At 68.7% G+C, this 17119-nt stretch carries 19 protein-coding genes; 13 read left to right on the top strand and 6 right to left on the bottom strand.

Annotation, left to right across the window (positions count from 1 at the left end):
- Positions 1-121 precede the first annotated feature (121 nt).
- Entirely contained in the window at positions 122-331 is a 210-nt protein-coding gene (locus B841_RS09210) for a hypothetical protein (RefSeq protein ID WP_020935227.1), read from the top strand.
- A 3-nt stretch (positions 332-334) separates the two neighbouring features.
- Here the strand turns inward: B841_RS09210 and B841_RS09205 are convergent, their stop codons facing one another.
- Positions 335-1951: a CYTH and CHAD domain-containing protein gene (locus B841_RS09205; RefSeq protein WP_020935226.1), complete on the bottom strand. Its 1617-nt coding sequence runs from the start codon at positions 1949-1951 to the stop codon at positions 335-337.
- 76 nt (positions 1952-2027) lie between these two features.
- Between B841_RS09205 and B841_RS09200 the strand changes: the two genes are divergently transcribed.
- From B841_RS09200 to B841_RS09180, 5 genes are all read left to right on the top strand, one after another.
- Positions 2028-3365, top strand: a complete 1338-nt coding sequence (locus tag B841_RS09200; protein ID WP_020935225.1) for a glutamine synthetase family protein — start codon at positions 2028-2030, stop codon at positions 3363-3365.
- A 21-nt stretch (positions 3366-3386) separates the two neighbouring features.
- Complete coding sequence (locus tag B841_RS09195) at positions 3387-6446, top strand: bifunctional [glutamine synthetase] adenylyltransferase/[glutamine synthetase]-adenylyl-L-tyrosine phosphorylase (RefSeq protein ID WP_020935224.1); 3060 nt, start codon at positions 3387-3389, stop codon at positions 6444-6446.
- 127 nt (positions 6447-6573) lie between these two features.
- Entirely contained in the window at positions 6574-6939 is a 366-nt protein-coding gene (locus tag B841_RS09190) for a hypothetical protein (RefSeq protein ID WP_020935223.1), read from the top strand.
- A gap of 108 nt (positions 6940-7047) precedes the next feature.
- Positions 7048-7284, top strand: a complete 237-nt coding sequence (locus tag B841_RS09185; protein WP_020935222.1) for a hypothetical protein — start codon at positions 7048-7050, stop codon at positions 7282-7284.
- Between the two features lie 8 nt (positions 7285-7292).
- Positions 7293-8042, top strand: coding sequence for an AAA family ATPase (locus tag B841_RS09180; protein ID WP_041632256.1), 750 nt, complete (start codon positions 7293-7295; stop codon positions 8040-8042).
- Positions 8043-8049: 7 nt separating this feature from the next.
- Here B841_RS09180 and B841_RS09175 read toward each other — a convergent pair whose 3' ends face one another.
- Positions 8050-9396, bottom strand: a complete 1347-nt coding sequence (locus B841_RS09175; RefSeq protein ID WP_020935220.1) for an MFS transporter — start codon at positions 9394-9396, stop codon at positions 8050-8052.
- A gap of 59 nt (positions 9397-9455) precedes the next feature.
- On the opposite strand from B841_RS09175, the gene thrC reads away from it, so the two are divergent.
- Genes thrC through B841_RS09165 form a run of 3 tightly spaced genes read left to right on the top strand, consistent with a single transcriptional unit; the run spans position 9456 to position 11960 of the window.
- Positions 9456-10898: a threonine synthase gene (thrC, locus tag B841_RS09170; protein WP_020935219.1), complete on the top strand. Its 1443-nt coding sequence runs from the start codon at positions 9456-9458 to the stop codon at positions 10896-10898.
- A 2-nt stretch (positions 10899-10900) separates the two neighbouring features.
- Complete coding sequence (locus B841_RS13990) at positions 10901-11047, top strand: hypothetical protein (protein WP_020935218.1); 147 nt, start codon at positions 10901-10903, stop codon at positions 11045-11047.
- The gene (locus B841_RS09165) at positions 11031-11960 is read left to right on the top strand and encodes a trypsin-like serine protease (RefSeq protein WP_020935217.1); all 930 of its coding nucleotides are present in this window, start codon (positions 11031-11033) and stop codon (positions 11958-11960) included. The genes B841_RS13990 and B841_RS09165 overlap by 17 nt, the downstream gene beginning before the upstream one ends.
- Here B841_RS09165 and B841_RS09160 read toward each other — a convergent pair.
- Positions 11957-12763: a hypothetical protein gene (locus B841_RS09160; protein ID WP_020935216.1), complete on the bottom strand. Its 807-nt coding sequence runs from the start codon at positions 12761-12763 to the stop codon at positions 11957-11959. The two genes, B841_RS09165 and B841_RS09160, sit on opposite strands and share 4 nt — an antisense overlap.
- A gap of 106 nt (positions 12764-12869) precedes the next feature.
- Here B841_RS09160 and B841_RS09155 point away from each other — a divergent pair, with 106 nt between their 5' ends.
- Together B841_RS09155 and B841_RS09150 are read left to right on the top strand one after the other, a co-directional pair.
- A complete protein-coding gene (locus B841_RS09155; protein WP_020935215.1) occupies positions 12870-13394 on the top strand; it encodes an NUDIX hydrolase in 525 nt (174 codons plus the stop codon).
- A gap of 10 nt (positions 13395-13404) precedes the next feature.
- Complete coding sequence (locus tag B841_RS09150) at positions 13405-13806, top strand: cupin domain-containing protein (protein WP_020935214.1); 402 nt, start codon at positions 13405-13407, stop codon at positions 13804-13806.
- A gap of 10 nt (positions 13807-13816) precedes the next feature.
- Here B841_RS09150 and B841_RS09145 read toward each other — a convergent pair whose 3' ends face one another.
- Positions 13817-14293, bottom strand: a complete 477-nt coding sequence (locus B841_RS09145) for a hypothetical protein (protein WP_020935213.1) — start codon at positions 14291-14293, stop codon at positions 13817-13819.
- Between the two features lie 250 nt (positions 14294-14543).
- Between B841_RS09145 and B841_RS09140 the strand changes: the two genes are divergently transcribed.
- Entirely contained in the window at positions 14544-15188 is a 645-nt protein-coding gene (locus B841_RS09140) for a biliverdin-producing heme oxygenase (protein WP_020935212.1), read from the top strand.
- A gap of 40 nt (positions 15189-15228) precedes the next feature.
- Positions 15229-15960, top strand: a complete 732-nt coding sequence (locus B841_RS09135) for a PIG-L deacetylase family protein (protein ID WP_020935211.1) — start codon at positions 15229-15231, stop codon at positions 15958-15960.
- Positions 15961-15962: 2 nt separating this feature from the next.
- Here B841_RS09135 and B841_RS09130 read toward each other — a convergent pair whose 3' ends face one another.
- Positions 15963-16166, bottom strand: coding sequence for a hypothetical protein (locus B841_RS09130; protein WP_020935210.1), 204 nt, complete (start codon positions 16164-16166; stop codon positions 15963-15965).
- A gap of 110 nt (positions 16167-16276) precedes the next feature.
- Entirely contained in the window at positions 16277-17089 is an 813-nt protein-coding gene (locus B841_RS09125) for a DUF1206 domain-containing protein (RefSeq protein ID WP_020935209.1), read from the bottom strand.
- Positions 17090-17119 lie beyond the last annotated feature (30 nt).

Genomic DNA, 17119 nt, shown 5'->3' with positions numbered 1-17119 from the left:
ACTCCTTCGACGAAACCTTGGGACAACCCCTCCGACATTACTTCCTCGCCGACCCCGCCCGGCGCTCCGCGGGTAGCCTGGGGCCGTATCCGAACACCTGAATCATATTGAGGAGGACGACATGGCGATCGAAGAAAAGTGGTTTTTCGACCCGTCGACCGGCGGCATCGAGCAAGGGAAGGTCTCCGGCTGGGACAAGCGCATGGGCCCGTACGACAGCCGTGCGGAAGCCGAGGACGCGCTGCGCATCGCCCGGCAGCGCACCGCGCAGGCGGACGCCGAGGAAGAGGCCGAGGACGACTGGGGCGAGCCCGCCTCCTGGGAGAAGTAGCCGCTACTTCTTTCCCCGCGTCCGCCGCGTGATCCTGTCGTAGGCGGCGCGGATCTCCTCCACCCCTTCGGCGTACTCACGCAGCGCCGCCCGGCCGACCTCGCGCTCCCGCTGGTAGAGCAGTCCGTAGCCGAAGGTGTCCTCGCCGCGGCGGTGCGCGGCGCGGGCGAGTTCCAGCAGCTTGTCGCGGCTGGTGGCCGCGTCCTGAAAATCCCCCAGCGAAGACTGCAACGACTTGCAGGCCCGGTACAACCGCTTGGTTTTCACCGCGGTGGCCGCCCCGACCGCCTCCGCCGCATAGCGCAGCTTCTTGGCGGATTTCCGCACGTCGTGGAACTTCTCCTCCCGGACGGGCAGCGGCACCTTCTCGTTGTACCGGCTGTCCACCGCGTCGCGATGACGCTTCAGCAGCTTCCGGTAGGCCTGCTCCAGCTGCTCCAGCAACACCCGCTCCGGGGAGGACTTCTTCGGACGCTCGGCCGGCTGCGCCGGGGCAGGCGCCACCGTATGCGGCTCAGCGAGCAGCAGGTCGAGATCGTCGAGCAACTGCAGATACCGGTCCGAATTCAACGCCGCCACCACCCGACGGTGCGCGCGGGCGTACTCGGCGCCCATGTCCTCGCGCACATGACGACGCGCCTGCTCATCGACCGTGCCGGAGTCCTCGGCCTCCAACAGCGACACGAACCGCTCTTCCACGACCTCCGCGTCGCGTGCCTGCCCCAGGATCCGGGCCAGCATCTTCAACTCGTCCTGCACCCGGTCGACGTGCTCCCCGGCGAGCACCCCGCTGAACGTGCCGAGGTGGCTGCGCAGCTCGCGGGTGGCCACCCGCATCTGGTGCACCGAATCCCACTCGTCGCGGCGGACCCGCGGGTCGTAGGCCACGAGCTTGTCGCGGTTGGCGCGCAGCGCCTCTAAGACGCCGGCCACCGCGGAGTCCTCGTCGATCCCCGGATCCCGCAGGTGCGTCGGCAGCGGCGCGTCATTCGCCGACTCACCCAACGCGCTGGTGAGCTTGGACGGTGAGGACGACACCCGCGCCCCCGCCCCGATGAACAACCCCGTCGCGGCCTGCAGCAACCGGGCGCCCTCCGGCTCCCCGGCCAACTGCTCGCTGAGCTCGAACTCCCACTCCCGCCACGTGCTCGATGTTCCGCCCGGCAACAACGAGTGCGCGGTGACACGGTCGTCGCACAACTGCGCCCACGGCAGGTCGTCCGCCCCCGTCACCGCGGACTCCGTGCGGTGGTTGTCCACCTGCGCCACCGGCGCCAACGGATGATTGCGCACCACCGAACGCACCTGCGCCAGCAGCTCCTCCGGCACGGCGAACTGGCCGTCGACCGGCTCGCCGAGCTCCGCGTGCAACTCCACGCGCCCGCCCGTGGCCGGCAACTTCAGATGCCACCCGTCGTCCTCGCCGCCGGTGCGACGCCGCAACGTGATCTTCTCGCGGCTCAACCGCAGATCCTCGGTGTCGTAGTAGATCGCGGACAACTCGTGCACGCGCGGCTCACCGAGCGCCTTTACCTGCGGCAACCGCAGCAGATCGGGCACGGCGGTGTCCGCGGAGACGGCGAATTTGGCTTCCACTTCGAAAAACTTGTTGATCGACATGTCGCTCCTTAACGGGACGAAACTGCATTATCAACCAGCCTACCTGCCCGAACACACCTTCAGTATGGTGGGAAACATGAACTCACAACAGGAATTCGTGCTCCGCACCGTCGCCGAACGCGACATCCGGTTCATCCGGCTCTGGTTCACCGACATCTTCGGCCGCCTGAAATCCGTGATGATGAGTTCCTCCGAACTCGAAGGCACCTTCGAGGAAGGCGCCGGCTTCGACGGCTCCTCCATCGAAGGCTTCTCCCGGATCAGCGAATCCGACACCCTCCTGCTGCCGGACCCCTCCACCTTCCAGGTGCTGCCCTTCGACGACGACGAACCCGAACTGCAGACCGCCCGCATGTTCTGCAACGTGATCAACCCCGACGGACAGCCCTCACTGGCGGACCCCCGCTACATCCTCGGCCGCCAAGTCACCGCCGCCGCCGACGACGGCTTTTCCTGCATGGCCTCCCCGGAACTCGAGTTCTACGTCCTCGACATCGACCCTCACACCGGGGCGATCCGCCGCACCGACACCGGCGGCTACTTCGACCAGTCCGTCAACCAAAAATCCCCCATGCTCCGCCGCCGCGCCATGCACGCCCTGGAAGCCATGGGCATCTCCACCGAGTTCGCCCACCACGAAACCGCGCCCAGCCAACAAGAAATCGACCTGCGGCACGCCGACGTGCTGACCATGGCCGACCACGTCATGACCTTCCGCTACATCCTCAAACAGGTCGCCGCACAAGACAACGTCCACGCCACCTTCATGCCCAAACCCTTCCAAGAACACGCCGGCAGCGCCATGCACACCCACTTCTCGCTGTTCGAAGGCGACGACAACGCCTTCCACGACCCGGACGACGAAATCTCGCTGTCGCGCACCGGCCGGCAATTCATCGCCGGCGTCTTGGAACACGCCCCCGAGATCTCCGCGGTGACCAACCAATGGGTCAACTCCTACAAACGCCTGCAATTCGGCAGCGAAGCGCCCACCGCCGCCACCTGGGGCGTCTCCAACCGCTCCGCCCTGGTGCGCGTGCCCACCTACCGCCTGCACAAAGCCGTCTCGCGCCGGGCGGAGATCCGCTCCCTCGACGCCGGAGCCAACCCCTACCTGGCCTACGCCGCCGTGCTCGCCGCCGGACTCAAGGGCATCCGCGAAGAATACGAACTCGACGACCCCGCCGAAGACGACGTGACCTCCCTGACCCACCGCGAACGCCGCGCCATGGGCTACCGCGACCTGCCCACCAGCCTGGACGACGCCCTGCGCGAACTGGAACGCTCCGAATTCATGGCCGAGGTGATGGGGGAGCACATCTTCGAGTTCTTCCTGCGCTCCAAATGGGATGAATGGCACAACTACACCGAGCAAATCACCCCGTTCGAACTCGACACCACCCTGCACTACTGATCGAAGAGAAGGACAACAGCAGTGGTTGCCAAGCGCACCGTCCCGTCGCCCGCCACCCTGGGACTGACCGGCCCGCACGCCGCCGAGGACCTGGAATGGCTGGGGTGGGCCAACGACGACTCCGTGGAACTGTTGTGGACCCTCGCCGGCGCCGGCGACCCCGACATGACCTTAAACACCCTGCGGCGCCTGATGACGGCCCTCGGCGACGACGCAGCCTACCTCGACGCCGCGCTGCGACGCGACGACGTGCTCCGCGTGCGGCTCTTCGCACTCTCCGGCGGCTCCACCCTGCTGGGCGACCACCTCATCGCCAACCCGGAGATCTGGGTGGAACTGGCCGAACCCATCCCCGAAGCCCACGAGATGATGGCCATGATGCTGCGCAGCGTCGAGGCCGAACCCATCGACGGCGCCGCCGACTTGAGCGCCCCGGGCACCTACCGCGCCGGGCTCAGCGGCGGGAAGGCGAAGCTGGCGCTGCAGCTGACCTACCGCACCCTGATCATGCGCATCGCCGCCTGCGACCTGGCCGGCACCTTCGCCGCCCGCCGCGGGGTGGGGGCGGGGCAGCCGGAGCTGGACTTCACCACGGTCACCCGCCTGCTGACGTCGCTGGCCGACGCCGCGCTGACCGCCGCGCTGGCCGTGGCGGTGCGCACCGTCTACGGCGACGCCGACCCGGACACCAGCCTGGCGGTCATCGCGATGGGCAAGTGCGGCGCCCTGGAGCTGAACTACATCTCCGACGTCGACGTCATCTTCGTCGCCGAGCCCGCCACCCCACGGGCGAACCGCCTGGCCGCGGAATTCAACAAACTCAGCTCCGCCTGCTTCTTCGAGGTCGACCCGAACCTGCGCCCGGAGGGCCGCTCCGGCGCCTTGGTGCGCACCCTCGACAGCCACCGCGCCTACTACCGGCGCTGGGCGGAGACCTGGGAGTTCCAGGCCCTGCTCAAGGCACGCCCCATGACCGGGGACATGGCCTTGGGCGCCGAATACAAGGCGATCGTCGACCCGCTGGTCTGGACCGCCTCGCAGCGCGAGTCCTTCGTCGACGACGTCCAGGCCATGCGTGGTCGCGTGCTGGAAAACGTGCCCGGCGACATGCAAAGGCGCGAACTCAAACTCGGCGCCGGCGGGCTGCGCGACGTGGAGTTCGCCGTCCAGCTGCTCCAGCTGGTCCACGGCCGCAGCGACGAGACCCTGCGCGTGACCACCACCACGGAAGCGCTGCGCGCGCTGGTCACCGGCGGCTACATCGGCCGCGAGGACGGCACCGCCCTGATCGACGCCTATGAATTCCTCCGCCTGCTGGAACACCGCCTGCAGCTGCAGCGACTGCGGCGCACCCACGCGCTGCCCGCGGAGGACGACGACTACGAATGGGCCTGGCTGGCCGCCGCCACCGGCTACACCGCCACGGCGCAGCGCTCCGCCGTCGAGGAACTTGAGCGCGACCTGCGCCAACGCCGCCGCACCGTGGCCAACCTGCACGCCAAACTCTTCTACCGCCCGCTGCTGAACTCCGTGGTCACGATGAGCGTCGACGAACTCGCGCTGTCCAAGCAGGCCGCCACGCTGCAACTGGGCGCGCTGGGCTACCGCCACCCGGACCGGGCGTTTCAGCACCTGTCCGCCCTGGCGTCCGGCACCTCCCGCAAGGCGAAACTGCAGGCCATCTTGTTGCCGAGCCTCCTGGAGTTTTTGGGCGATACCGCGGATCCGGACGCCGGCTTGCTCAACTACCGGAAACTGTCGGAGGCGGCCTTCGACAAGACGTGGTTTTTGCGCACCCTGCGCGACGAAGGGGTGGTGGCCGAACGGCTCATGCTCGTGCTCGGCACCAGCCCCTATGCCTCGGACCTGATCATCGCGTCCCCGGACGTCGTCAAGCTGTTGTCCGACGGCTCCACCGGCCCGAAGCTGATGGACCCCGCCCCGGACCAGGTCTCACGCTCGCTGGTCGCCGCCTCCAAGCGCTACGCCGACCCGAACAGGGCCGTGTCCGTCGCGCGCTCGCTGCGCCGGGCGGAGCTGGCGCGCATCGCCATCGCCGACCTGCTCGGGTTCATGGACGTCGACCAGGTGTGCCTGGAGCTGTCGCTGGTGTGGAACGCGGTGCTCGAGGCCGCCCTGCGCGCCGAAATCCGCTACAGCCTCGCCCACGGCGAGTGGGAGGAACCACCCGCCCGCATCTCCGTGATCGGCATGGGCCGACTCGGCGGCGAGGAACTCGGCTACGGCTCCGACGCCGACGTCATGTTCGTCATCGAATCCGCCGACGGCGTCGAAGACTCCGAAGCCGTGCGCTGGGCCTCCGGCATCGTCGAATCCCTGCGCCGACGCCTGGCCAAGCCCTCCAACGACCCGCCGTTGGAAGTCGACTTGGGGCTACGGCCCGAAGGCCGCTCCGGGCCGGTGGTGCGCACCGTCGCCTCCTACGCCCGCTACTACCGCAAGTGGGGTGACACGTGGGAGCTACAGGCGTTGCTGCGCGCCGCCCACGTCGCCGGCGACGCGGACGTCGGCCGCGCCTTCCTGCACGCCGTCGACCCGTTCCGCTATCCCGACGCCGGCGTCGGCGAGGACCAAGTGCGCGAAGTCCGCCGCATGAAAGCCCGCATCGACGACGAACGCCTGCCCCGTGGCGCGGACCGCACCACCCACACCAAACTCGGCCGCGGCGGGCTCACCGACATCGAATGGACCGTGCAGCTGTTGACGATGATGCATGCCCACGAGATCCCGGAGCTGCACAACACCTCCACCCTGGAGATCCTCGACGTCCTCGAGCACCGCGACGACCCGGCCATCATCTCCGCCGAGAAGGTCCGCATCCTGCGCGACGCCTGGCTCATGGCCACCAACGCCCGCAACGCGCTGGTGCTCGTGCGCGGCAAACGCCACGACCAGCTGCCGCAACCCGGCCCGCAACTGGCGCAGGTCGCCGGCGCCGCCGGGCACGACGCGGATCAGCCGCACGAGTTCCTGGAGACCTACCTGCGCATGACCCGCCGGGCGCACAACGTCGTTGAGGAAATCTTCTGGGGCGAGCCCGCCAGCCACGAATACACCTAGTCGCGGGACTGCGGGAAGACCCTGAAAAGACCCTGACTTTCGCCCGGAGCCCGGGCCACCAGTGCCCCGACTCGGTTAGCGTGGGGGCACAAGTACCCACGCCCGACCATATTTGGAGCTGATCCCCATGGCCCTGAACCTTTCCGTCAACCTCACCGACGCCACCTTCGCCGACCTCGCCGCCATCGTCGAAGCCGCCAAGCAGGCTGGCGCCGGCAACGACACCGCCGTCACCGTCCGCACCGAAGGCGACGACCGTTCCGAGGTCACCCTGAGCATCGTCGTCGACGAACCCACCACCGGCCCGAGCACCCTCGAGCAGCAGGCCGACAAGATCGCGCGGCGCGCCAGCGAAGACACCGACGAGTTCATCGACGCCGCCGGCCAGATCTCCGACCAGGTGCGCAGCACCGTCACCACCGGTTCCGACGCCGCGCTGCGCCTGATCGCCGAACTGCTCAAGGGCGGCCCGAACGACACCCGCCGCCGCTGAAGCTTTCACCAGACAACCCGCAGGGCGCTGCCATTGTGGCACCGGCCTGTTCCTAGCCTGCGCTTTTAAGCTGGGCGGGACCTCAACCCCCGGAAGGACCCCGCCACCGTGAACACCACTGACCGCACCCCGCGCACCCGCCGCCGCGACCGGCTGGCCACCTTTGTCGCCGCCGGCCTCGCCGCTTTGCCGTTGCTGGCCGGAGCAGGCGTGGCCGCGCTCTCCAACGACTCCCTGACCTCACCCGTGCCCGACACATCCGCCTCCGCCGCCGCCACGCCGGGCGTCGGCCTGGGCGCAGAACTCATCGAGGATCTGCGCGAAAAGGGGCCGGACGGGCGATAATGGCGGCCATGCTGGTCACCGCGCTGCGTCTTCGTTCCCATCCGCCCCTCGAGGACGTCCTCGAGCCCTACCTGCTCCACTTGCCGGCCGTGCGCCACCTTGCCCGCCTGAACGCGCTCGAGCTGCGTGCCCCCGTGACTTTCCTCGTCGGCGACAACGGCGCCGGCAAATCCACCCTCGTGGAGGCCCTTGCGCTGGCCCTGGGTTTCGACGCCACCGGCGGGCCCCTCGGTGGCTTCGACCCCACCCGCAGGCCCCGGCGCACCGGCACCGAATCCGCGCTGCACCGCCAACTCGTGGTGCGCACCGCCGCCCCGATCCTGCGCGGGTTCTATCTCCGCTCTGAAACGCACTTCGACCTGGTCCGCGACGCCGACGACGCGACAGCGAAGGCCGGGCGCAACACGCTTGATCCGCGTTCCCGGTTGCAACAGCGCTCCCACGGCGAATCGATCCTCGACTTAGTCGCCGAACACGTCCACGGGGAGGGGATCTATCTGTTGGACGAGCCAGAGGCGGGTTTGTCCGTCATCCGCCAGATGGCCTTGCTCGCTGAGATCCACCATGCCGCGGGCAGGGGAGCGCAGTTCGTCATCGCCACGCACTCGCCCATCCTGCCGGCGGTGCCGGGCGCCCAGATCGTGGAAATCAACGAGGCCGGCCTGACGCCGACGTCTTTCGAGGACCTCGAATCCGTGGCCGCGACCCGGGAATTCCTCGCCGATCCCGCGGGAACGGCGCGGTACCTGGTGGAATAAGCGGCGTCTACCCTTCGTCGACGACCTTGATCGGCGGAGTGCCGCGGTCGCGGCGTTTGACCGCGGCACGGGAGACGAGGCTGCCGATCATGCCTAAGGCCCACATGCCCACGACCGCGCCCCAGGCGAGGCGGAAGTCTTCCCAGCCGTAGGCCTGGCCGTCGGAGGAGAAATCCAGCAGCAGTCCGACCAGCTGGGAGGCGATCATGGCGGCGACGAATCCACCCATGTTGCCCAGGCCGGTGCCGGTGGCCACCGAGGTGCGGGGCAGTCTTTCGCGCACGCCGTCGAAACCGAAGTTCGAGGTGGTGGTGAAAAACGCCATGATGACGTTCACCACGATCAGCGCCACCAGCCCCCGCGGCTCGGTGGGCAGGAAGAACACGATCCAGGTGAGACCGATGGTCAGGGCGGAGAGGAAGGCGGCGATGTCGCGGTTGCGGCCGGTGCGCTGGGAGACGAAGCCCATCACCGGGCCGGCGAGCACGCTGGTGACGGTGTTGATCGTCAGCACCAGCCCGACCTCCGCGGAGCCCATGCCCATGCCCAGCAGGATCAGGGGGCTGCCCCACAACAGGGTGAAGATGATCTGGAACAGCATGCTGGAGTAGTGGATGAAAAACGCCTGCCAACACACGGGGTGGCGCAGCACGAAGGCGAGGTTCTCCCAGAAGGAGCGGGTCGCCTCGATCTCGGTCTGCGCCTCACCCGGGCCTGAGTCGTCGCCCGTGGCGTCGTCCCGGTCGCCGTCGGATCCGGCGTCGGGGTTGTCGGAGACCGCCACCCCGGCGGCCAGGGCGACGAGTATGCCCACCGCGCCAAGCGAGATAAAGGCGGTCGACCAGCCTTGGGCATTGAGCAGCGCCAAAAAGGGCACCGCCGAGATGAACTGGCCGAGCTGCCCCAGGCTGGCGGTCAGTTGGGTGAACAGCGGGGTCCAGCGCAGCGGGAACCAGTAGGGAAGGATCCGCATGACCGACAGGAAGGCGGAGGCGTCGCCCGCGCCGATCAGTACGCGGGCGAGCAGTGCGACCCAGTAGACGTCGGTGAAGCCGAGCAGCATTTGGCCGACGGCCATGATCAGCGCGCCGGTCAACAGGACGCGCTTGGGTCCGAAACGGTCGATGAGCAGGCCCGTCGGGATCTGGGCGAGGGCGTAGACGCCGACCTGGACGACGGTGAACACGGCGATGCGGGAGGCGTCGACCTCGAAACGCTCGATGGCGTGGACGCCGGCGACGCCGAAGGAGGTGCGGCCGGTGATCGCCACGATGTAGAACAGCACCGCGCCGGACCAGACGATGACCGCCCTGCGAGTGAGGCGGGTCCGGGGGTCTGTGGCACCAGTTTCCATAGATCACACCGTAGTCCCTGCATCGCACACCCGTGCCCGGGAGGGATAAGGTGGAGGGCGTGGATTACATTTCGACGCGCGACAGCAACCGCACACCGGCCAAGTTCACCGACATCCTGCTCGGCGGCCTGGCCCCCGACGGCGGTCTTTACCTTCCGGCCGAGTACCCGAAAATCAATGAGGCGGAGTTGAACACGTGGCGTGCGCTCCTCGCGGAGCAGGGCTACGCGGTCATCGCCGCTGAAGTTCTCAAGTTGTTCATCGACGACATTCCGGCCGACGACATCGAGGCGATCGCCAAGCGCGCCTACCGCACCCCGGTCTTCGACCACGAGGAAATCGTGCCGGTGACGAAGCTGGAGGACGGCCTGTACGTCGGGCACCTCTCGCAGGGGCCGACGGCCGCCTTCAAGGACATGGCGATGCAGCTGCTCGGCGAGCTCTTCGAGTATGAGCTGGGCCGCCGCGGCGAGGAGCTGAACATCCTCGGCGCCACCTCCGGCGACACGGGCTCGGCGGCCGAGTACGCGATGCGCGGGCGCGACAACATCCGCGTGTTCATGCTCACCCCGGCCGGGCGCATGACCCCGTTCCAGCAGGCGCAGATGTTCGGCCTGGATGATCCGAACGTGTTCAACATCGCCCTGGACGGCGTGTTCGACGACTGCCAGGACGTGGTCAAGGCCGTCAACGCGGACGCGGACTTCAAGGCGCGGTACAAGATTGGCGCCGTGAACTCCATCAACTGGGCCCGCCTGATGGCCCAGATCGTCTACTACGTCTCCTCCTACCTCAAGGTGACCGAATCGAATGACCAGCAGGTCTCCTTCAGCGTGCCCACGGGCAACTTCGGCGACATTTGCGCCGGTCACATCGCCCGCCAGATGGGGCTGCCGATCGACAAGCTGATCGTGGCCACCAACGAAAACGACGTCCTCGACGAGTTCTTCCGCACCGGCGACTATCGCCCGCGGTCTTCCGCGGAGACGCAGGAGACCTCCAGCCCGTCGATGGACATCTCGCGCGCCTCGAACTTCGAGCGCTTCGTCTTCGACCTTATCGGCCGCGACGCCGAGCGCACCGCCGAGTTCTTCGGGGTGCAGGTGCGCGCGGGCGGTTTCTCGCTCAGCGAGGACGAGGCTTTCCCCGACGCCGCGCAGAAGTACGGCTTCCTGTCCGCCACCTCCAGCCACGCCGACCGGGTGGACACGATCCGCGACGCCCACGAGCGGCTGGGTTACCTGATGGACCCGCACACCGCCGACGGTGTCAAGGCCGCCCGCGAGTGGGCGGGCCGGGTCGACGGCCCGATCGTCTGCCTGGAGACCGCACTGCCGGTGAAGTTCTCCGAGACCATCGCCGAGGCCATCGGCCAGGCGCCGGAGACGCCGGAGCGTTTCGCCGGCATCCTGGACGCCGAGCGTCACGTGACGGAGCTGCCGAACGACGCGGAGACCGTCAAGACGTTCATCGCCGAGTCCATCGCGGGCACGGAGGTCTAGTCATGGGGCAGGAGTTCTTCGGCGGGCCGGAGTATTTCACGGAGTTCGACCCCGAGAAATTCGTCCGCGACCTGAAGGCTCAGGCCGAGGCGGATAAGGCGGAGGACAACGACGACGCCGCCGTCGAGGGTGATGACGACGACGCGTGACCGCGGCCGGGCGGTCTCGTGGGCGCTGTGGCTGTGCGCCGTCGTGATCGTCGGCGCGCTCGCCGCCGCCACCGCGTGGGCCGGGCTGAACCACACCTCGGAGCGGCTGGACGCGGCCGATCCCCGAGCCGGGGCGTCGGCCGCGACGGAGCTGGATCCGGGGGAGGCGACGCCGGCCGCGGACGTCGCCGTGGCAGAAGGCGGGCCGTGGGCGCCGGGCACCACCTTCCACCTGACCGACGCCTACCCCTCACCCGGGGTGCCCTTTAACGTCACCGAATGCACGGCGACCTTCAGCTTCGCCGACGCCACGGGCCGCGCCTACGCGGTCACGGCCGGGCATTGCGGGGAAGCCGGTGACTTGGTGTGGCCGACCACGGCCAGCACCGTGGCCGACTTCGCCGCCGAGGTCGGCCGCGTCATCTACACCGACCTGACGCTGACCGCGGACGTCTACCACGACGTCGGGCTCATCGAGATCACCGATTCCACCCGCCCCATGACTTTCGCCGGCTCCGCCGACCAGCCAGCGGACCTGCTGTTGGGCGAGCCCGCCCGACTCGAGGGCGAGCGGGTGTGCAAGATCGGCGGCACCACGGACGTCACCTGCGGCGTCGCGGGCGGGCAAGAGCGTCAGCAGCTGCACGTCGACGACGGCGGTTTCGCCGTCACAGAGGGCCGCACCGCCGCGCTGTGCGCCGCCCGCGGGGACAGCGGCGGCCCCGTCACCGCCACCGTCGATGGCCGCCGCGTCATCGTGGGGCTGGTCTCCGGCACCCGCGCCGACGGCGCACCCGTCGAGGACTGCGCCGATCCGGCCGCCGCCGGCATGACCCTGTCGTACACCCCGACCCCGACGATCGTGGACGTCCTCTCCGACGTCGTCCCGGAGGCGCTGCTCGCCCGGCCTTAGTCGACCGGGTGGCGTGGGGAGGTGGAGTTCCAGCCCCAGATCAGCCCGTCGGCGGTGACGTCGGCGGAGTCCATGTATTCGCCCATGCGCCCCGTGCCGTGGGCGGCCAGGGCGATGTAGCCCAGCGACTCCGGCTTGGTCAGCTCCTCCCAGCTGTCCAGCGCCCGGTCATAAGACACGGACGACGCTGGCATCCACGTCAAGGTGGCGTGGCGCTGGAAGTTCGGGGAGGGGCTCTCGGCGACCGCGATGTGCGTCGCCTCGCTCTCGACCGCGTAGACCAGCAGGTCGGCCAGCTCCTCGTCCGGCACCGCGGAGAAGCAGAACCCCCACAGGTCGATCCTTAAGTTCTCGGCGGTGGTCACGGAGACGCTGTCGGCGCAGGCATCCCGCGTCAAGGTGTTCAGGTGCGCGGCCAGCGCCCGGGTGGAGCTCTCCGTGGCCACCGTAGCTTCCGGGACCGTGCCGGTCACCGTCAGCCCGGTGGGGGACTGGGCGACCTCGGCGCCCGTGATGAACTGCGGGTTCAGCCGGGCGAGCACCGGCGCAGGATCCGCCGGGGGCGGGGGCGGGGGCGGTTCTGCGTTGACCGCGCCGGGGTCCCTGGCGTCGACAACGGCGTGCTCGCGGGTGCTCTCCCACGCGCCGAGGCTGACCGCGCCGACGGCGACGGCCACGGCGGCGGCCACCGTGACGACACGTCCGGCGAGGTTACGCCGGCGCGACGACCGGGCGGGTGCTGGGGCGCCGTCCCGCGGGGCGTGGGTGGCGCTGACGGGCAGGGCGGAGGAGGGGCTGCTCATTATGGCATCAGAGTGTAGTCGAGTCGGGCCACGAGACCCGGCAGCTAGAATCGGCGCGTAGCCGACTTTTCCTCGGCGACCTCGACAAGCAAGGAGCCCCATTTCAGTGTCTGCCCCGGATTTCATCCGCACCCTCCGCGAGAAGATCGGCCACGACCCGCTGTGGCTCCCGGCCGTCACGGCCGTGGTGCTGCGCGATTCCACCGACGATTCCCCGTGGGCGGTGCCGGAGGTGCTGCTGGTCAAGCGCGCCGACAACGGCGCGTGGACCCCGGTGACCGGCATCTGCGAACCGGGGGAAAACCCCGACGCCACGGCCGTGCGCGAGGTCAAAGAAGAGACGGGCTTGGACGTGCGGATGGACGCCCTGTTGGGCGTCGGGGCGATGAGCCCGGTGGTGCACGCCAACGGAGATCAGGCCACGTACATGTCGATCGCGCTGCGGCTGAGCGTCATCGGTGACGACGCCCCGGTGGTCGGTGACGAGGAAAACGTCGAGGCGGGCTGGTTCTCGGTCGCGCGGATGCCGGTGACCAACCCGCAGTTTCGCATGATGGTCGCTGACGCCGCCGCCCAGCGCAAGCACCCGTCCGGGTTCACGCCGCGGACGGGGTTCCACAAGCGCAACTAGCCTGGTGGCCATGGACACCACATTTCCCTTAGGCAAGCCCGCCAACCCCGCCTGGTTCACCGGCGAGGTGCACATGGCGTCGATGCAGGAGCCCGCCGAACTGCAGGCGGCCAACGTCACCTTCGCGGCCGGCGGCCGCACCAACTGGCACACCCACCAGGTCGGCCAACTCATCGTCGTGGTCGCCGGCGAAGGTTTCTACCAGGAAGAAGGCCAAGAGCCGCGGCTGATCAAGGCCGGCGACACCGCCTGGGCCGGCCCGAACGTCAACCACTGGCACGGCGCCACCCGCGACGCCGGCATGGTGCACGTCGTGGCCAACCTGAAGGACGCCGACGGCGACTTCGCCGACTGGGGCGCCCGCGTCACCGACGACGAGTACGAGGCGGCGCACGCGGCCGTCGGCAAATAAGGACATGCCGTCAGCGGTGCTCCTCCGGCCACTTCTCGGGCCCGCCCCAATAGCGGTCGGCGAAGGGGGAGCGGTGCCGCCGCCAGCCGCCGCCCAGCGCGTCGCGCAGCTCGGCGGGGGAGTCGACGAAGCAGATGATTTCCAGCCACGGGGGCACGGATTCATCGGTGACGTCCACCGCGTCGTGGGTGCGCCCGCAGACGATGATGTGCGGCGGCCCGGGGGTGGCGGTGACGAGTAGTCCTCCTGCCGCGGCCAGGTCGTAGACGAGCTCGGCGTCGGCGGGGGAGGCGTGAAACAGCGTGCCGTAGAAGGTCGTCGCGCCGGGGCCCAAAAAAGAGGCCTCGAAGGAGCTCGGCGCTCCGCTGCGCTCGTCCACCAGCAGCGGCCCGTGTTCTGGGGCGGCGAGCCCGTGCGCGGCCAGGACCTCCCGGACGGCGGGGACGTCGGCGGGGGCCTCGAGTGCGGTGAAGGTCAGCGTGGTCATGCCCGCGATCGTAGCGGGGCGGCGCTCCCCGGCCGGTGAGGCAAACTTTCGGTTGAATTTCCGGAGAGGTATTGTGCGTTCCCTCACGCGCGGATAGGTTAGGCATGCCTTTAGTTTGTTAGGTTGTCCTAAAATGCTGTGTCGAAAGGTCCCTCATGCCCCGCACCGTCACCGCCCCGCCGGTCATGCACTTCACCGGATCTCTCGCCCGTCCCTGACCCCGCCCCCTGGCCCAAGAAAGGAGCCCGTCATGATCTCCTCCACCGCACTGCTGTCACAGCGACTCCGGCAACATACGCTGAGCCACCACGACGCCGTGGCCCACGGCGATTTTCTCACCCGGCTGACCAGTGGCGACCTCAGCCGGGAAGCGTACACCGACTGGCTCAGCCAACTCTGGTACGTCTACACCGCGCTCGAGGAAACCGTCTGCCACGCCGAAACCGGGGCACTGCTGTCCTGCCTCGCCGACTCCCGGCTGCAGCGCACTCACGCCCTGGAAGCCGACCTCGTCCACCTCGTCGGCGAGAACTGGCTGGAAACCATCGTCCCGCGCCCCGCCACCACGGTCTACGTCGACCGCCTCTTTCGCATCGGAAACGACGAACCGGCCGTCATCGCCCACCACTACGTCCGCTACCTGGGGGACCTGACCGGCGGGCAACGCATCAGCGAACAGGTCGCCCGCCACTACGGCGTCGGCGAGCAGGGGCGCAACTTCTCCGACTTTGCGGCGTTGGGATGCCCGCAGCGCTACCTGGCGGACTACCGCGCGCTCATGGACACGCTGCCCATGACCGCGCGGCAAACGCAGGAGCTGCTGTCCGAGGCCAACCAGGCCTTCGCCTGCAACGCCGCGCTGTTCAGGCAGCTGGGCGAGGACCACCCCGGGTAACTACGCTGGGAAGAAAATCCCACTTGAGCGAAGGAAATACATGCCTGACTCGCCCCTGCAGAAATTGGACACCGACGGCGTCGAGCGCATCTTATGCGTCGTCGCCCACCCGGACGACCTGGAATACGGCATCTCCGCGGCGGTGGCCGCCTGGACTGCCGCCGACATCCAGGTCGACTATCTGCTGATGACCGCGGGCGAAGCCGGGATGCGGCGCGCCCCGGCCGAAGCGGGCCCGCTGCGCGCCCGGGAGCAGCGCGCCGCCTGCGACGTCGTCGGCGTCAACGACCTCACCATCCTGGACTTCCCGGACGGGCTGATGGAGCCGGGGCCGACGGTGCGCAAGGCGATCGCGAAGCAGATCCGCACGCTGCGCCCGAACATCGTGGTCACCTCCAACTTCGACCTCGAGGTGCCGTGGGGGATCAACCACATCGACCACCGGGTCACCGGCGAGGCCACCGCCGACTCCATCCGCGACGCCGACAACCGCTGGATCTTCACGGATCTGCTCGACGAGGGTCTGGAGCCGTGGAAGGCCGACCTCTTCCTCGTCGGTGGCGTGGCGGAGCCGGACACGTACGTCGACGTCACCGGCGAGGCCCTGGAAAAGGGCGTTGCCTCCCTCGAGGCCCATGAGGCCTACCTGGCGGATCTCCCGGACCATCCGGCGCCGAGGGCGATGCTCACCGAGATGGCCACAGAATGTGCCCGTGCCGTCGAGGACGGCTCCACGGACTGCGCCATCGGTTTTCGCGCCTGGCCGATGTAGCCTCAGGCGAAGACGACGGCGAGCAGTGACGCGCCCGTCGCCACGGTGGCGAGCAGAATCACCGCGACAAAGATCCACGGCACATACTTCGACATCGGATCGTCGACGGGGCGGACCTCTTCGGCGAGGCTCATGGCGCGTGCATGCGCGATTTCTCGTTCAACGAGTCGGGCCAGGTATTCGTCCTGGTCAGCTTTGTGTCTCATAGCGTCCACCTTCCGGAAGTGGGGTTTGTCCCCGATGCTAAAGGCCACCCGCGCGGAATCCGCACCGCCACCCGTAGTGGAGTAGACCGAAAGACTGAAAGCAGATCCGCTCAGGACGCGTCGGCGTAGCGCGCCCGGCCCAGACAAAACACCCCGTACAACCCCAACCCGACCCCGATGACCACCAGCAGCACCGCCCCGAAAGGCTGCTGCCCGATATACCGGAAGGCCGCGTCCAACCCGGCGGCCTTCTCCGGGTCGCGGGTCAGCGCCGCCCACACCACCAACCCGCCCAAGACGGCGAACGCCACCCCGCGGGCCACATACCCCAGCACACCGACCACCACGATCGCGGAGCCGACCTTGCCCGCCTCGGCGCCGGCTTCCAGCTGCTTGGTGAACCTGCGTGTCACACCCAGAAACACGCTGCCGACCCCCACTCCGACGATCACGAGCCCCGCCACGACCACCAGCGCCACTCCCGCCGGCTGCTCCAGCGCCGTCGCCGTGACGTCGGTGGCGGTGTCTCCTTCCGACGTCGAATCCCCGCGCGCGAAAGTCGACGCCGTCCACGCCAGCGACAGATACACCACCGCCAGCACTGCGCCCTTTATCCGGGTCGACCACTCCGGTCCCACCACCGCCTGCAACAACCGCCACAGGCCCAGCGCCACCAACCCGGCCACGGCCACCCACAGCGCCACGCGCCCGCCCGGGGCCTGGGCGATATTCGACAACGCCCCCGCATTGGAGGCCTCCTCGCCACCGAAACCCAACGCGATCTGGAGAACCAGCCAGCCGAGGAGAATGTTGAGCAGTCCCATCACCACGTAGCCGAAGCGGGCGACGGCGGACAGCGCCGGATGGTTTTTGACCTGCCGGGCTGCGTCTTGGCCCTGCCGGCCAGCGGATTTCAGGTTCATGGCCTCCATTGAACGCTGACGCGAGGCAGC

The organism is Corynebacterium maris DSM 45190 (assembly GCF_000442645.1).
In the GTDB taxonomy this organism is placed as follows: domain Bacteria; phylum Actinomycetota; class Actinomycetes; order Mycobacteriales; family Mycobacteriaceae; genus Corynebacterium; species Corynebacterium maris.
The sequence above is the reverse complement of the archived record's forward strand: the minus strand, read 5'-3'. Positions and strand labels throughout refer to the sequence as shown.

Excerpts from the sequence above, each read along its gene's own strand:
- B841_RS09210 (WP_020935227.1), top strand. The coding sequence starts at position 122 with ATGGCGATCGAAGAAAAGTGGTTTTTCGACCCGTCGACCGGCGGCATC.
- B841_RS09205 (WP_020935226.1), bottom strand. The coding sequence starts at position 1,951 with ATGTCGATCAACAAGTTTTTCGAAGTGGAAGCCAAATTCGCCGTCTCC.
- B841_RS09200 (WP_020935225.1), top strand. The coding sequence starts at position 2,028 with ATGAACTCACAACAGGAATTCGTGCTCCGCACCGTCGCCGAACGCGAC.
- B841_RS09190 (WP_020935223.1), top strand. The coding sequence starts at position 6,574 with ATGGCCCTGAACCTTTCCGTCAACCTCACCGACGCCACCTTCGCCGAC.
- B841_RS09180 (WP_041632256.1), top strand. The coding sequence starts at position 7,293 with ATGCTGGTCACCGCGCTGCGTCTTCGTTCCCATCCGCCCCTCGAGGAC.
- B841_RS09175 (WP_020935220.1), bottom strand. The coding sequence starts at position 9,396 with ATGGAAACTGGTGCCACAGACCCCCGGACCCGCCTCACTCGCAGGGCG.
- B841_RS13990 (WP_020935218.1), top strand. The coding sequence starts at position 10,901 with ATGGGGCAGGAGTTCTTCGGCGGGCCGGAGTATTTCACGGAGTTCGAC.
- B841_RS09165 (WP_020935217.1), top strand. The coding sequence starts at position 11,031 with ATGACGACGACGCGTGACCGCGGCCGGGCGGTCTCGTGGGCGCTGTGG.
- B841_RS09160 (WP_020935216.1), bottom strand. The coding sequence starts at position 12,763 with ATGAGCAGCCCCTCCTCCGCCCTGCCCGTCAGCGCCACCCACGCCCCG.
- B841_RS09150 (WP_020935214.1), top strand. The coding sequence starts at position 13,405 with ATGGACACCACATTTCCCTTAGGCAAGCCCGCCAACCCCGCCTGGTTC.
- B841_RS09145 (WP_020935213.1), bottom strand. The coding sequence starts at position 14,293 with ATGACCACGCTGACCTTCACCGCACTCGAGGCCCCCGCCGACGTCCCC.
- B841_RS09140 (WP_020935212.1), top strand. The coding sequence starts at position 14,544 with ATGATCTCCTCCACCGCACTGCTGTCACAGCGACTCCGGCAACATACG.
- B841_RS09135 (WP_020935211.1), top strand. The coding sequence starts at position 15,229 with ATGCCTGACTCGCCCCTGCAGAAATTGGACACCGACGGCGTCGAGCGC.
- B841_RS09130 (WP_020935210.1), bottom strand. The coding sequence starts at position 16,166 with ATGAGACACAAAGCTGACCAGGACGAATACCTGGCCCGACTCGTTGAA.
- B841_RS09125 (WP_020935209.1), bottom strand. The coding sequence starts at position 17,089 with ATGAACCTGAAATCCGCTGGCCGGCAGGGCCAAGACGCAGCCCGGCAG.